This is a genomic window from Chitinilyticum piscinae (assembly GCF_015223195.1).
Lineage (GTDB): Bacteria > Pseudomonadota > Gammaproteobacteria > Burkholderiales > Chitinibacteraceae > Chitinilyticum > Chitinilyticum piscinae.
On the sequence record NZ_JADFUA010000003.1, the window covers coordinates 83,412 to 97,704 of the forward strand.

Below are 14,293 nucleotides of genomic sequence, written 5' to 3' on the forward strand. Positions count from 1 at the left end.
TTTTTTACGCTTTAGCCTTGACGCCGGCGCGCCGATAGTATTTAATGCGCAGCTCTTGTTGGCCGGTTAGCTCAGTTGGTAGAGCAGCGGATTGAAAATCCGCGTGTCCGTGGTTCGATTCCGCGACCGGCCACCAAACTCCCCTTATGGCCGGTTAGCTCAGTTGGTAGAGCAGCGGATTGAAAATCCGCGTGTCCGTGGTTCGATTCCGCGACCGGCCACCATCTACTTGTGAGCATGGAATGTCCGAGCTACTTTCGGAACGTTCAACATGAATACGCTTCAAGTCTCTGAGTCCGACCTGCTCGGAACCTCAATCGCACTCTCTCATCTCGATCCCGATCGCTCTCTGAGCACTGCACAGCTCGCACTTTGCGCATTTGAAACTAGCGCCGACTTGCGTGGCCAGGTTCACGCATTGATGCAGATTACCCGCCTTTTTTTCGACAAAGGGGCGACGCATGAAGGTGGCGAATGGCTAATGAAGGCACTCACCCTCTCCGAATTGCATGACCTGCACCCCGAGCACGGCCAACTCCTTGCCGAGACCGGCAGCCTCCATTACACCCTCGGCGACTACACTGAAGCCATCGCTTACTGGACCGACTGCCTCGATTATGCCAACCCGCTTTTCAGCGACGAAGCACGCCTGCATGCACACGTCGGCATTGGTCAGATCTACTATGCGCTCGGTGACTATCCCGCCGCGCTACGCCATCACCGGCTAAGCCTCGACCTTGCCGCCCCCTCAAATCCCCACACTACTGCCAAGTCCTTGCTCAACCTGGCAGCAGACTACTATCAACTCGAACAACTCAAGCAGATGGAAGACTGCCTGACGCAAGCCGAATCCCTCTGCCGCACAGCCAACAATCTCAGCTACCTCGGGGAAGTCTGCTACTACCGCACGCTACTGGCCCTGCAGCTTGACGACCCTGTCGGCGCCCAGCGCCATGCCGCCGATGCAGCCTCCTTGCAACACATCTGCAGCTGGAGCCAGATCAGCAATGCCATCGCCCAAGCCCAGATGCTGCGCCAGCGTAATGAGCACCCTGCCGCGCTCGCCATGCTGTCCGAAACCCTTGACCAGGTCGAACACAGCAATTGCCGCCATCACCTGCAGCTGGTCTTCCGGCTTATTGCCACACTGCACCACGAAACCGGCAACGCCGCACAGCGCGCCGTATTCCTGCAACGCTATCAGGAAACCAGCCAACAACTGGTTTCGGATGATGTGCAGGGCAAACTGGCCGAACTGGAAGAAAAACTCGCTCGCTACACGCGCGACAGCCATCACTAATTGCATTCGCCCTCAGCCTGCGCAATGCTATGCTTCGCCACTTCCTGACGCAGCGTAACAGCATGTCCACCCTTGCCGCTCTAAATCACCAGCTAGCTCAGGCTCGCCAATTGACACGCAGCAATTGCGTCGAGGCACTCAACCAGGCCACCCAGGCGGAGCAACTCGCCACCACTCTGGCACTACCCAGCGCCCGCGCAAAGGCGCTCTGCTGCATGGCCAATGCGTACTGGCTGCTTGGCGACACGGATCGCAGCCGCCAGAAGCTGGCAGAAGTGCAGCGCATTGCCCTCGGAAGCGACATTGGCCACAGCGAAGGCGAAGCGGCACTCATCACCGCCCGCAATCACTACACCCTGGGCGAGTACCCTCAAGCACGCGACTTCTGGCAACGCTGCCTGACCATGCCTGACGCAGCAATCCGCACGGAAGACCGCATTCTCGCCCTCATCGGGCTTGGACAATTATTTTTTGCCCACGAGCAGTTCCAGACGGCACTGGCCTACCACCAGCGAGCAGAAGAGCTGGCCGCCAGTTCCGACGATTATCACCTCCAGAGCGGCATCATGATCAATATCGCTGCCGATCTGGTGCAGCTTGATCGCCTTGAGGATGCGCGAGCGGTACTGAAAGACGCCCTACCCCTGGTCCGCGCTGACCGCAATGTCGAGTACGAGGCCGAGATTTACACGCATCTTGGCCACATTCAGCTCCTGCAGGGTGAACACGACAAGGCGCGCATGACATTACTCGTGGCACTCAAGATCAACCGCTTGCACCTCAAGCCCTGGTCCGAAGCAACCAATCAGCATTTGCTGGCTCGCTGCTATCTGCAAGCCGGCGACCTGCAACATGCGCGCGAACTGCTGGATGTATCACGCCAACTCGCCACCACGCTCGGCGTACAGCATCTGCAACTCAACATCCTCGACACCCAGATCGAACTGCATGAACGCGCACAGGATATGAATTCACTGCCCAGCCTGCGCGAGCAACGCAATGCCCTGCGCAGTGCGCTACTACGCCCGCACCTGGATGACATGCTCAGCACCATGGAGTTGCGCTTCGACGCCTGCTAATACATACCCGTGTATTGCCCCGCAAGCGGCACCTGTAAGAGTCCACAGACTCATACCCACAACAGTCATCGCAAGCGCACGCCATCAACCACACGTTCGGGCCGTGCACCACCACGCAGCGACCATGGCTCTACACGGCGCAGCCCTTACATTTCCCCACGAAAAATGCACCTTTTACCAGTGCAAAATCCATTAAAATCCGGGTTTGCCCGAATACAAGCCACCCGGACTGCCTGCCATGACCGAAAACAGCGTCATTCTTGAGCACACCCACGACCGACTGCGCGAGATTCCCTACAACTACACCTCGTTCTCCGATCGCGAAATCGTGATCCGTTTGCTGGGAGAATCCACCTGGCAGGTACTCGACCAGCTGCGCCAGGAGCGCAAAACCGGCCGTTCAGCCCGAATGCTGTTCGAAGTACTTGGCGACATCTGGGTCGTCAAACGCAATCCATACCTGCAGGATGATCTGCTCGACAACCCCAAGCGCCTGCAATTGCTCGCCGATGCCATGCACCACCGTCTGGCTGAAATCGAGAAGCGCCGCATGGATAATGAGCGCGTCGGCATCCTGATCGCCAAAACACGCGAAGCCGTGGATGCCTTCGAGCGCGAATTCCGCGATATCGCCGCCCTGCGCAAGCAGGTCATGAAACGCATGGGACGCCACACGCGCAGCGACAATATCTGCTTTGATGGTCTGGCGCGCGTTTCGCATGTCACCGACGCGACCGACTGGCGTGTCGAATACCCCTTCGTGGTGCTGAACCCGGATAGCGAAGAAGAAATGGCCCCGCTGGTCGCGGCCTGTATCGAGCTGGGCCTGACCGTGATTCCACGCGGCGGTGGTACCGGCTATACCGGTGGCGCCGTGCCGCTGACGCCGATGTCGGCAGTCATCAATACCGAAAAACTCGACCGTCACAACGGTGTCGAAGTGCGCCGCATTCCGGGCGTTGATCACGACGTGGCCACCATCCAGTGTGGTGCAGGCGTTGTCACCCGCCGCGTGATGGAAGCCGCCGAAAGCGCCGGGCTGGTATTCGCCGTTGACCCGACATCTGCCGATGCGTCCTGCATCGGCGGTAATGTCGCCATGAACGCTGGCGGCAAGAAGGCGGTACTGTGGGGAACGGCACTCGACAACCTGGTCAGCTGGAAGATGGTTGATCCGGACGGTAACTGGAAATTCATCGAACGCCTCGATCACAATCTGGGCAAAATCCACGACGCTGCACAAGCCTCTTTCCGCATCACCACCCTCAAGCCCGATGGCAAGACGGTGCTGAATGAAGAAACACTGGTGATTCCTGGTCAGCAGTTCCGCAAGGAAGGCCTGGGCAAGGACGTTACCGACAAATTCCTTGCCGGGCTGCCTGGCATCCAGAAGGAAGGCACCGACGGGCTGATTACCAGTGCACGCTTCATCCTGCACCGTTTGCCCGCACACACCCGCACCGTGTGCCTGGAGTTCTTCGGCACCGTAGCCCAGGCTACCCCGGCCATTGTGGAGATCACCGACTACTTCAAGCCCGGCGGCGCCGGTCTGGCCGCGGGGGTACAACTGGCCGGCCTGGAGCACCTCGACTGGCGCTACGTGCGGGCTGTGGGCTACGCGACCAAGGCCAAATCCAAGGGCCGCCCGAAGATGGTACTGATCGCCGATGTGGTCAGCGATGATGAACGTGCCGTTTCCGAAATTGCCAGCGCCATTGTGCGCATGGCGAATGTCCGCAGCGGCGAGGGCTTTATTGCCGTCACCGCCGAAGCACGCAAGAAATTCTGGCTGGATCGCGCCCGTACTGCGGCGATTGCCCGCCATACCAACGCCTTCAAGGTCAATGAAGACGTGGTGATCCCGCTGCATCGGCTGGGAGACTATTCCGATGCAATCGAGCGCATCAATATCGAACTGTCGATCGACAACAAGCTGGAGCTGCTGGATACCCTCAGCGAGTTCTTTGCACAGGGGCGGCTACCGATCGATGCCGGCGACGCACCGATCAGCCACGAAGAGCTGATCGGCGACCGCCGTGAAACGGCGCTGCAGCTGATTGGCCGCACCCGCCAGCACTGGAGCTGGATCCGCGACAACCTGGACGCCGCTTTCGAGCTATACACAGCCGCGTATCCATCTGCAGTCCTTGAAAAAGATATTCAAGGAGAAGATACCCCGCAGAGCGTCTTTCATGCGATGCGTGATTTCGTGCTGCGCATGAGCTGGAAGCGCGAGCTACAGGGTGAGCTGGAGCAACTGTTTGCCGGCCGCACCGACAAGCCGATCCTGGATGCCGTGCTGGCGATTCACCAGAAAGTGCTCAAGGGCCGTACCTGGGTGGCACTGCATATGCATGCCGGTGACGGCAATGTGCACACCAATATTCCGGTGAACTCCGATGATTACGACATGCTGCAGCGTGCGCATCATGCCGTAGCCCGCATCATGCAGGTTGCTCGCGATCTGGATGGTGTCATTTCCGGCGAGCACGGCATCGGCATCACCAAATACGAATTCCTTACCCGCGAAGAGCTGGCACCGTTCGAGGCCTACAAGCAGAAGGTCGACCCGCACGGCCGCTTCAACAAGGGCAAGCTGCTGCCTGGCGCGGACCTCAGCAATGCCTACACGCCGTCATTCAGCCTGCTGGGCGCCGAATCGCTGATTCTGGAGCAATCCGACATCGGCTCGATCTCGAATATGGTCAAGGACTGTCTGCGCTGCGGCAAGTGCAAGCCGGTCTGCACCACGCACGTGCCACGCGCGAATCTGCTCTACAGCCCGCGCAACAAGATTCTGGCCACTGGTCTCTTGACCGAAGCCTTCCTGTACGAAGAGCAGACCCGTCGGGGTATCTCGCTGAAACACTTCGAGGAACTGGGCGACGTGGCAGACCACTGCACCGTATGTCACCGCTGCGTGAACCCCTGTCCCGTGAAGATCGACTTTGGCGATGTCACCGTGGCAATGCGCAATTTCCTGCGCAAGGAAGGCAAGAAGAAATTCAACCCGACCACCGCCATGGCCATGGGGTTCCTGACCCTCAAAGACCCAGCCACCATCAAGCTGATCCGCAAGGTCAGCATCGAGTGGGCCTACAAGGCGCAGCGTCTGGGCTATCAGATCGGCAAGCGCCTGGGGCTGACCAAGTCGGTGCTCACGCAACCGCCAGCCACAACCGGCGGCAAGCCGAATGTGAAGACGCAGGTCATTCACTTCATCAACAAACCAATGCCGGGCAAGCTGCCGAAGAAGACAGCGCGTGCACTGCTGGATGTGGAAGACAGCAGCATCATTCCGGTCATCCGCAATCCACGCGCCAGCGAGGACAGCGAGGCCGTGTTCTACTTCCCGGGTTGCGGCTCGGAGCGCCTGTTCAGCCAGGTCGGTCTCGCAACCCAGGCCATGCTGTGGCACGTCGGCACCACCACGGTACTGCCGCCGGGCTATCTGTGCTGCGGCTACCCGCAGGCGTCCTCCGGCTATGACGACAAGGCGGAGAAGATCACCATGGAAAACCGCGTGCAGTTCCACCGCCTGGCCAATACACTGAACTACCTCGACATCAAGACAGTGATCGTGTCCTGTGGCACCTGCATGGATCAGCTGCTGAAATACCGGTTTGAGGATATCTTCCCAGGCTGCCGCCTGCTCGACATCCATGAGTATCTGCTGGAAAAGGGCGTGAAATTGAATGGCGTACAGGGCGTGCAGTACATGTACCACGAGCCCTGTCACACACCGATGAAGACCATCAAGGGAGTGGATGCCGCCAACCAGCTCATGGGACAACGCGTCGACCTGAACGACCGCTGCTGCGGCGAATCGGGCTCGTTTGGCGTTTCCCAGCCGCACATCGCCACGCAAGTACGTTTCCGCAAGCAGGAGGAGATGGAGAAAGGTGCGGCCGCGCTCCGCGAAGCCTCCGGTGGCAAGGACGACGTGAAGATCCTGACCTCCTGCCCGGCCTGTCTGATGGGGCTGCAGCGCTACGATGACGATGCCGGCACCACCGCCGATTACATCGTCGTGGAAATGGCCAAGCATATCCTCGGAGAAAACTGGATGCCGCAATACGTCGACGCCGCCCGCAATGGTGGCATCGAGCGCGTGCTGTTGTAATTTCGCAGCAGCGTGATCCGACGGGGCGGCGACAGTCGCCCCGTTTTGCGTGACGCCTGTGCCGGCATAAGGCCAGCTATGGTTTCACCTTATTGGGTTTATCGCTATGCTCGGGTATAGAAAGCATCCGTTTACAGGAAAACCAGTAGATGACCAGCCACTGCCCTCTCTGCGCTGATGCCGGCGGCGATCTCCTCTGGCAGGATGAGTTCTGCCGCGTCATTCTGCCGAACGAGCCGGACTATCCCGGCTTCTGCCGTGTGGTGCTGAATGCGCATCTTGCCGAAATGACCGATCTGACACTCAGTGACCGCGAGCGCCTGATGCGTGTGGTCTATGCCGTGGAGTCCGCCGTGCGCGACACGCTGCAGCCAGACAAGATCAATCTGGCGGCGCTGGGCAATGTCGTACCCCACTTGCACTGGCACATCATTGCGCGCTGGCGCGACGATCGGCATTTTCCGGCGCCGGTCTGGGCTTCCCCGGTGCGCACGGCGGTGCACCATCCCGGTGAAGTTGCGCTGGCGGCACTGCGGCAGCGGCTGGCGGAGCTGCAACCATGAGTCTGTCTCCCCGCGCCATTCAGCCTGATTCCGGCAGCCCGGCGCCGTTTGCCGACGCACGTGCGGCGCGGGAATGGCTCAAACTGCTACCACTGATCAACACACCGCTGGCACACAGCGACTTGCGCCAGGCACTGGAGCAGATGAACCAGAGCAGCCTAGCTGCACTGGAAAAGCTGAAAATTCTCGAGCAGTTCCGTGAAACCATTCATCTGGTCCAGGATGACTGGATGCGCGCCCTGCTGGCCAAACCGCTGCCGCTGAATCCGGTCGAACACCAGCAATGGCTGCAGCTGGTGCAACTGTGGGAGCTGACCAGCGACGGCTATGCCACCTGCTGGCTGGCCGCGATCGAGGAAGATGCCGGAGTCCTGCAGTACCGCGCCTTGCTGGCTGAACGCACGCTATATTATGGCGTTCGCATATTGCATGCCCATGCACTGGCCTATCAGGCCCAGCCCGAGCACTACTGGCAGCGGCTGTTTGCCCACTACAGCTGGGCGCGCCAGCTCGGCGACGCCACCGAGCGGGTACGTGACAGCCTCTGCCAGGCAACCAGCGGGGTCAGCAACGTGGAAAGCCTGTTCATCCAGGCGCTGCTTTTCAGCGCCGGCAACCCGCAGCAGCTGAGCCAGCGCCAGCAGCAGTGGCTGTATCCGGTACTGGAACTGCTGGCGCCACGTACCCGGCTGGGTAGCGACGCGCCGGGACTGAATCAGTTTGCCCCCTTGCGCATCGACCTCGACCAGCCAGCTGCACCGCAACGCCGGCCGAATCTGCCCCAGGGCGCAGGCTCTCTCGCCATCGATACACTGGCACTGGCCCAGACGCTAAGCAAGCGCATCAAGCTGCTGCGCCAGGGCGAAGCCCCGGCTCAGCTGGGACTGGGCAACGGCCTGTCTGGCGAAGCCTGCGAATCCCTGCTGCGTGACCTCTACCGGCACTGGTGCGAACAGCCCGCCGAGCGCAAGCTGCCACGCAAGGAACAGCAAAGCCATCTCGAGCTGGCCGGCGCGGGGCTGACCAATCAGCATCGCTGGATTGCGCGCGGTCGTTATGCGCCCCCACCGATCAAGCAGCAGACGGTCTACGGCAATCGCGATGTGCTGGATATCCAGATGTTCGGGCAGACTACCCGCAAGCTGGTGGCACCTGTTCTGGCAGAAGCCGAGCGTGAGGAGTGGCAGCTGGTGGACGAAACCGCACTGGGCGTGCGCCTGCAGCGGCCCCTGGGCGGACAGCGGCTGCAGCTGCAGCAATTGCTGACCCTGCGACTGGGTGAACAGCTGCTCTGTGGTTCGGTACGCTGGCTGGAAATCTGCGCGGATTCGATCACCATTGGCATCCGCCTGCTTCCCGGGGTACCCAGTCCGGCCGCCGCACGAACCATTGAAGCCGTGCGGCTCGGGCAGGAAGCCTTTACGGAAGTGCTGCTGCTGCCGGCCATGGCGGCACTGAAGGAACCCAACTCATTGCTGCAGCCACCAGGCTGGTTCCGCCAGGGACGCGTGATCGAGCTGTGGGATGGCAGCAAGCTGCACAAGCTGCGCATGCAGAAAGTTATCGAACGGGGCTGCGATTTCGAGCGCGTGCACATCGTACCGGCTGGCAGCACCGGCACCTGACACAATACCCAACACCCCATAGACCCAAAACTATTTCAGAGAAAAAGCTTGGGCCGCATACCCCATCAAATCAGGCAAGTCCGGCCAGCTTGCGCAATGCTTCCTCGTCGACGGCATCAATCTGCTGTGTCTCGAGGTAGCTTTCGGCGTAGCGCAGCCAGACTTTCTCGCATAGGAATACCTCGAACAGATCCGGGTCAATGTGCTGCTCGGCCACCATGCGGGCCATAATGGTCATGGCCTGCGACAGCTTCATGCCATGCTTGTACGGACGGTCTCGCGCAGTCAGCGCTTCGAATACGTCGGCGATCCCCATGATGCGCGCCTGGATGCTCATCTGCTCGCGGGTCAGCCCGCGCGGATAGCCCTTGCCATCCATGCGCTCGTGATGGCCACCGGCGTATTCGGGCACATTGCGCAAATGCTTGGGCCAGGGCAGGCTTTCCAGCATCTGGATGGTCACCTCGATGTGGTGATTGATGATCTGTCGCTCGCTATCGGTCAGCGTGCCCTTGCGGATCGCGAGGTTCTGCAACTCGTCATTGCTCAGAAACGGCTCATCCACACCTTGCGGGGTACGCCAGCGATAACCAGCGATGTGATGTAGCCTGGCCAGATCCTCATCGCGCATGAATTCACCGCCCACATTGCAGCGCCGCAGAAATGCCAGATCATCGGCATATTGGGCCAGCAGTTGCACATGGGCTTCGTGCGTCAATTCGCCCCTGAGGTGGGCGATTTCGGCATCCCGCTTGAGCACTTCGAAGCGCGTTTCGATCAGGCCGATGCGGTCATACAGTGTCTGCAGCTTGGTGGCCTTGTCGACCACATGAACCGGGGTAGTGACTTTGCCGCAATCATGCAGCAGGCCGGCAATCTGCAATTCGTAACGCTCGGTTTCATTCAGCTGAAAATCACGCAACGGGCCACTGGTCGTAGCCGCCGCCGCATCGGCAAGCAGCATGGTCAGTGCAGGCACCCGCTGGCAGTGTCCACCGGTATAGGGCGACTTGTCATCAATGGCCAGGTTAATCAGCTTGATGAACGATTCGAACAGGGTTTGCAGCGACTCGATCAGTGCACGGTTGGTCAGTGCAATCGCCGCCTGCGACGCCAGCGATTCGACCAGATGCTGATCCTCCGCATCGAACTCGCGGGTTTCGCCTTTACTATCCAGGGCATTAATCAGCTGCAGGGCACCAATGATTTCCCGTTCGTGATTTTTCAGCGGAACCGTAAGAAACGATTGCGAGCGATAGCTGTTGGCCGCATCGAAGCGCCGCGTGCCGGAGAAATCATAGCCTTGCGCCTCGTAGGCATCGGCAATATTGATGGTGCGCCCCTCAAGCACCGAGCAGGCCACGACATTATTGCGGTTGGGCGTACCATCCGAGTGATAGAGCGGTACCGGCGGCAGTGGCACCGCCTTGCCGGTGGTACCTCCCAGCGCCACACCGAGGCGATCGGTCATGACGATCTCGAAATGCAGCTGATCATCCTGCAAGCGGTACAGCGTACCGGCATCGGCGTGCACCAGCGATTTGGCCGCCACCAGGATATGTTCCATCAGCGCATTGATATCGGTCTCGCCCGACAAGGCGATCCCAATCGCATTCAGCCGCTCAAGCCGTTCGCGTAAGACACTGTTGCTGGCCATTGCGCCTCCTATTTGATGCAGACTGCACGTACCTGCGCAAGATCGGTCAGACCAGCCAGTACTTTCTCGATGCCGTCCTGTTTCAGTGTCGTCATCCCTTCTTCGAGCGCAGCAGCCAGAATCTCGGCCACCCGGGCACGTTCCTGCACAAGCTGTTTGACGCGGTCACTGCCGACCAGCAGCTCATGCAGACCCAGACGCCCTTTGTAGCCGGTATTGGCACATTCCGGGCAGCCCTTGGGGCGATAGAGCGTGATCTTGCCATCGCGGGCATAACGCTTGCGCCAGTCCGCTTGCAGGCTCCGCAGACAACCATCGGGATCACTGCGCCACGCCGGTGTCTTGAGCAATTCGTCGGCATACTCACGTGCCAGCTGCAGCAGGTCGGCATCGCTGGCTTCGTAGGCTTCCTTGCACTTGCAGAGCCGGCGCGCAAGCCGCTGCGCCAGAATCCCCAGCAAGGCATCGGCAAAATTGAACGGGTCCATCCCCATGTCAAGCAGCCTGATGACCGACTCCGGGGCACTGTTGGTATGCAGGGTTGCCAGCACCAGGTGGCCGGTGAGCGAGGCCTCGATCCCGGTGCCGGCCGTTTCGGCATCCCGCATTTCCCCAACCATGATCACATCCGGATCCGCACGCAGAAACGCGCGCATCACGCTGGCAAACGTTAGCCCGGCCTTGGCATTCACCTGCACCTGCCGCAAGCCCTTCTGGGTGATTTCCACCGGGTCTTCCGCTGTCCAGATCTTGGTCTCGGGGGTATTGAGGTACTTGAGTACCGAGTGCAGGGTGGTCGTCTTGCCCGAGCCCGTCGGCCCACAAACAAAGAACAAACCATAGGGTTTGCTGATTACCGTCTTGAGCTGCACCAAATTGCTGTCCGACAAGGCCAGTTTTTCCAGCGGCAGCGGCTCGCCAGCTGCAAGAATCCGCATGACGACATCTTCGACGCCACCCGCCGTGGGAATGGTCGCGACGCGCAACTCGATATCCAGCTCGGGCACGAATTTCTTCAGCTTGATCTTCCCGTCCTGCGGCTTGCGCCGCTCGGCGATATCCAGATCGCACATGATTTTCAGCCGGGTCACCAGCGGGCTGCGATAGCTGGCCGGAATTTCGCGATACGCCTGCAGATTGCCATCCCGCCTGAAGCGGATTTGGGTCTTGTCGCGCCCCGGATAGGGCTCGATGTGGATGTCCGATGCACCCAACCGGTAGGCCTCGACAATGATCTGGTTGGCCAGCTGCACGACTTCGTTGTCCGACGCGGCGGACTCGGCCGCGGACGGCTCTTCCGGCAAATCGACATCATCGGCCAGAGCCAGCTGCGGCATGCTCGGGACGTTATCACCAAACCAGGCCGCCAGCATCTGCAGGAACTCGCTGCGGGTGGTCACGACATAATCCAGCTTGCGGCCCGCGAACCACTGCTGGGCAACCAGAGTCGAGCGCAGCATTTCCGGATCGGGGGTCACGATGCGGATCACACCGTCCAGTTCATCCAGTGGCAGCCATTGCTCCGCCAGCGCCTGCTCGCGCTTGACCCGGGCCAGCAATTCGGCGGGTTTATCCTGGCCGGCGGCAAAAGGCTCGTAGGCCACCTGATAGAACGCTGCCAGCGCCTGCCCGATCTGGCTGGTGGCAATGCCATAGCCTTCCTGCAGCACCAGCTCGACATCGCGCTGCTTCTTCTGCGCTTCCTTGACCGCAACCTGGAACGCGGCCGGCGACAGCAAGCCATCATTGATCAGCTTGTCAAAGCGGTGCTTGGGAATAAAGGGAAAGGCCGACTGCTGGCGCTGGCGCAAGGCCACCGCCAGCGTTTCGGCCAGCATGCGCGTACCTTCGACCCGCTCGCCTTCGAAAGCGCTTCCCGTGCTGCTGTTGATCAGCTGCACAACTCCGACCAGCACGCCATCGCCGGCCTGCACGATCGGCGCGACCAGCATTTCACGTGTACGAAACCCCGTACGCTGGTCGACCGCCTGCAGGAACTGCAGCGTGGGCGAGAGTTTTTTCAGCGCAGCTTCGTCGTAGACATCCGCCAGGTTGAGCAGTTGCTTGTGATTGGCGGCAAAGCCGGCAATGCTGCGGTCATTCACCGGCACTCGCAGTTCGCGCACCCCTTCCAGTCCGGTCTTGATCTTGGCGATCAGCTCACGGCCATCGGAACTGGTCACATACAGCGTGACGCGCTCGGCGCTGAATACGGCACAGATGTCCTGCCCCAGTTCGGTGAGAATGTCATCAAGGCGGGCGGTCGAATGAATCCTGGTCGTCAGGCCCTGCAGATCGCGCAGGAAATTCATTCCGGCGTTCGGGGACAGCCGCTCGGTCATGCTGGTCTACTCCGTTGCGGGACGGGGCCCGTCAGAATTGGATGGTTTCGCCCTGCAGCAGGGGGCGGATGGCATGGCGGCTATCGAGCTCGTGGATCTCGCGCAAGGTACGTCCGCTGTCTGCCGGCTTAAGATGGGTGATCAGTACTTCGGCATCGTGCTCCAGATTGCACAGTTCGCGAGCCAGCGAAGCCGGGCACAGATGCCGGGCCAGACTGGCGAGCTCGGCTTCATGATTGGCAAACGCCGTTTCTATGATCACGGCGCCAAGATTGCCGATGGCATTCACCGCCTGCCAGAACGCCGGACACCCCACTGTATCCCCACTGTAGACTACAGAGCTGGTTCCGCTATCCAGCTGATAGCCAATGGCCGGGATGGTGTGCAGCGCCGGCAAGGCTGTCACAGATACCCCATCCAGTACCACCGATTCGCCCACACTAATCGGCGCATAGCGCAATATACCCTCTGCCTCACTGGGGATCACGCTGAAATCCGGCCAGAGCTGCCAATTGAAGAGGTGCTGCTGCAGTACGTGCAGGGTCTCGGGCAAGGCATGTACGGTAACCGGTCGTTGCCGCGCGGTCAGCACGGTATCGAGCAGCATGGGCAAACAGGCCACGTGGTCCAGATGCGCATGGCTCAGAAAGACATGGTCGATCGCACACAACTCGGTGAAGTTCAGTTCACCGACCCCGGTACCCGCATCCACCAGCACGTGCGCGCCCAGCAGATAGGCCGTTGTGCGGTTCGCCCCGCCGATCCCTCCGCTGCACCCCAGTACCCGCAGTTCCATTCCGGACTCCTTGTACGGGCTAGCCGAGCTGCCCGCAGTCTGTTTAACCCTGGTGCGGATGAAACCGCCGTGTTGCCGCCTGCAGGCTAGGCTTTGGCGCGAAAGCGCATCTGCACGCCAAGCAGGTCAATCACATCACCTTCCTGCAGTGTATGCGATTGCAAGCCCATGTCGCGGCCATTTACCCGTGGGCGCTCCTCACCCTCGACATGCATCAGGGTAAAGCCGCGCACCGTGCGATTGATGAGTGCGACCTGCACCCCGGCTTTGCCGAGGGTCGTGGCGGATTTCACCAGTGGCATCTGTCGCCCGGCATTGCTGCCAGTCATGACCTCCAGCAGCGCCTCTGGCAAAGGCTGGCTGGCCCGCACGGTATTGGCCAGAATCGCCGCGACAGCGGGGTCGGTTTCACGCGCCTGCAGCGCAGCCGGATCGATCTTGGGCTTGACCGACGAATGCACCCGGGTATTGCGCGTGGTCGAGACCGTGCCGTCAACCTGGAAAATGAACTCCGCCTTGCCAAAACGCACCACATCGCCGTGCCGCAGATGATGCTGCATGACGGCGATGCCATTGATCATGGTGCCGTTGGTGCTATTGAGATCATTAAGCACAAAGCCGCTACTGTCCTGCTCGATGACCGCGTGCTGGCCGGACACCGAGCGGTTGTCGATCACGATGTCGTTGCCGGCACGCCGGCCGATGCTCGTGCGCAGGCCGTGCAGCCTGAATTCCTTGAGTACAGCGCCATCCTGACTCAGTATGAGTTTTGCCATTACTACCTATCCTGATACTGCGGCAGAAGACG

9 protein-coding genes and 2 tRNA genes are annotated in these 14,293 nt (G+C 60.4%); 7 read left to right on the forward strand and 4 right to left on the reverse strand.

Translation table 11 applies throughout. From position 1 onward, the window contains the following. Window positions 1–60: 60 nt before the first annotated feature. The 7 genes from INR99_RS06390 to INR99_RS06420 all read left to right on the forward strand — a co-directional run bounded on the left by INR99_RS06390 (window position 61) and on the right by INR99_RS06420 (window position 8,690). Window positions 61–136, forward strand: a tRNA-Phe gene (locus tag INR99_RS06390). 12 nt (window positions 137–148) lie between these two features. After that, a tRNA-Phe gene (locus tag INR99_RS06395) sits at window positions 149–224 on the forward strand. 47 nt (window positions 225–271) lie between these two features. Next, window positions 272–1,300 (forward strand): tetratricopeptide repeat protein, encoded by a 1,029-nt coding sequence (locus INR99_RS06400; RefSeq protein WP_194115491.1) that lies wholly within the window; start codon window positions 272–274, stop codon window positions 1,298–1,300. A 62-nt stretch (window positions 1,301–1,362) separates the two neighbouring features. After that, on the forward strand, window positions 1,363–2,379 hold the full coding sequence (locus tag INR99_RS06405) for a tetratricopeptide repeat protein (RefSeq protein ID WP_194115492.1): 1,017 nt from the start codon (window positions 1,363–1,365) through the stop codon (window positions 2,377–2,379). A gap of 238 nt (window positions 2,380–2,617) precedes the next feature. Further along, window positions 2,618–6,502, forward strand: a complete 3,885-nt coding sequence (locus INR99_RS06410) for a DUF3683 domain-containing protein (protein WP_194115493.1) — start codon at window positions 2,618–2,620, stop codon at window positions 6,500–6,502. Window positions 6,503–6,651: 149 nt separating this feature from the next. Next, on the forward strand, window positions 6,652–7,065 hold the full coding sequence (locus tag INR99_RS06415) for an HIT family protein (protein WP_194115494.1): 414 nt from the start codon (window positions 6,652–6,654) through the stop codon (window positions 7,063–7,065). Beyond that, on the forward strand, window positions 7,062–8,690 hold the full coding sequence (locus tag INR99_RS06420; RefSeq protein WP_194115495.1) for a cyclic-di-GMP receptor FimW-related protein: 1,629 nt from the start codon (window positions 7,062–7,064) through the stop codon (window positions 8,688–8,690). Before INR99_RS06415 ends, INR99_RS06420 begins: the two co-directional genes overlap by 4 nt. Window positions 8,691–8,760: 70 nt before the next feature. Here the strand turns inward: INR99_RS06420 and INR99_RS06425 are convergent, their stop codons facing one another. From INR99_RS06425 to INR99_RS06440, 4 genes are all read right to left on the reverse strand, one after another. Continuing rightward, window positions 8,761–10,347, reverse strand: a complete 1,587-nt coding sequence (locus INR99_RS06425) for an HD family phosphohydrolase (RefSeq protein WP_194115496.1) — start codon at window positions 10,345–10,347, stop codon at window positions 8,761–8,763. 8 nt (window positions 10,348–10,355) lie between these two features. Next, window positions 10,356–12,689 carry a GspE/PulE family protein gene (locus INR99_RS06430; RefSeq protein WP_194115497.1) on the reverse strand — a complete coding sequence of 778 codons (2,334 nt, stop codon included), beginning with the start codon at window positions 12,687–12,689 and terminating at the stop codon, window positions 10,356–10,358. A gap of 31 nt (window positions 12,690–12,720) precedes the next feature. Continuing rightward, window positions 12,721–13,485: a 3',5'-cyclic-nucleotide phosphodiesterase gene (locus tag INR99_RS06435; protein ID WP_194115498.1), complete on the reverse strand. Its 765-nt coding sequence runs from the start codon at window positions 13,483–13,485 to the stop codon at window positions 12,721–12,723. 86 nt (window positions 13,486–13,571) lie between these two features. After that, on the reverse strand, window positions 13,572–14,261 hold the full coding sequence (locus INR99_RS06440) for an FHA domain-containing protein (protein WP_194115499.1): 690 nt from the start codon (window positions 14,259–14,261) through the stop codon (window positions 13,572–13,574). Window positions 14,262–14,293: the final 32 nt, after the last annotated feature.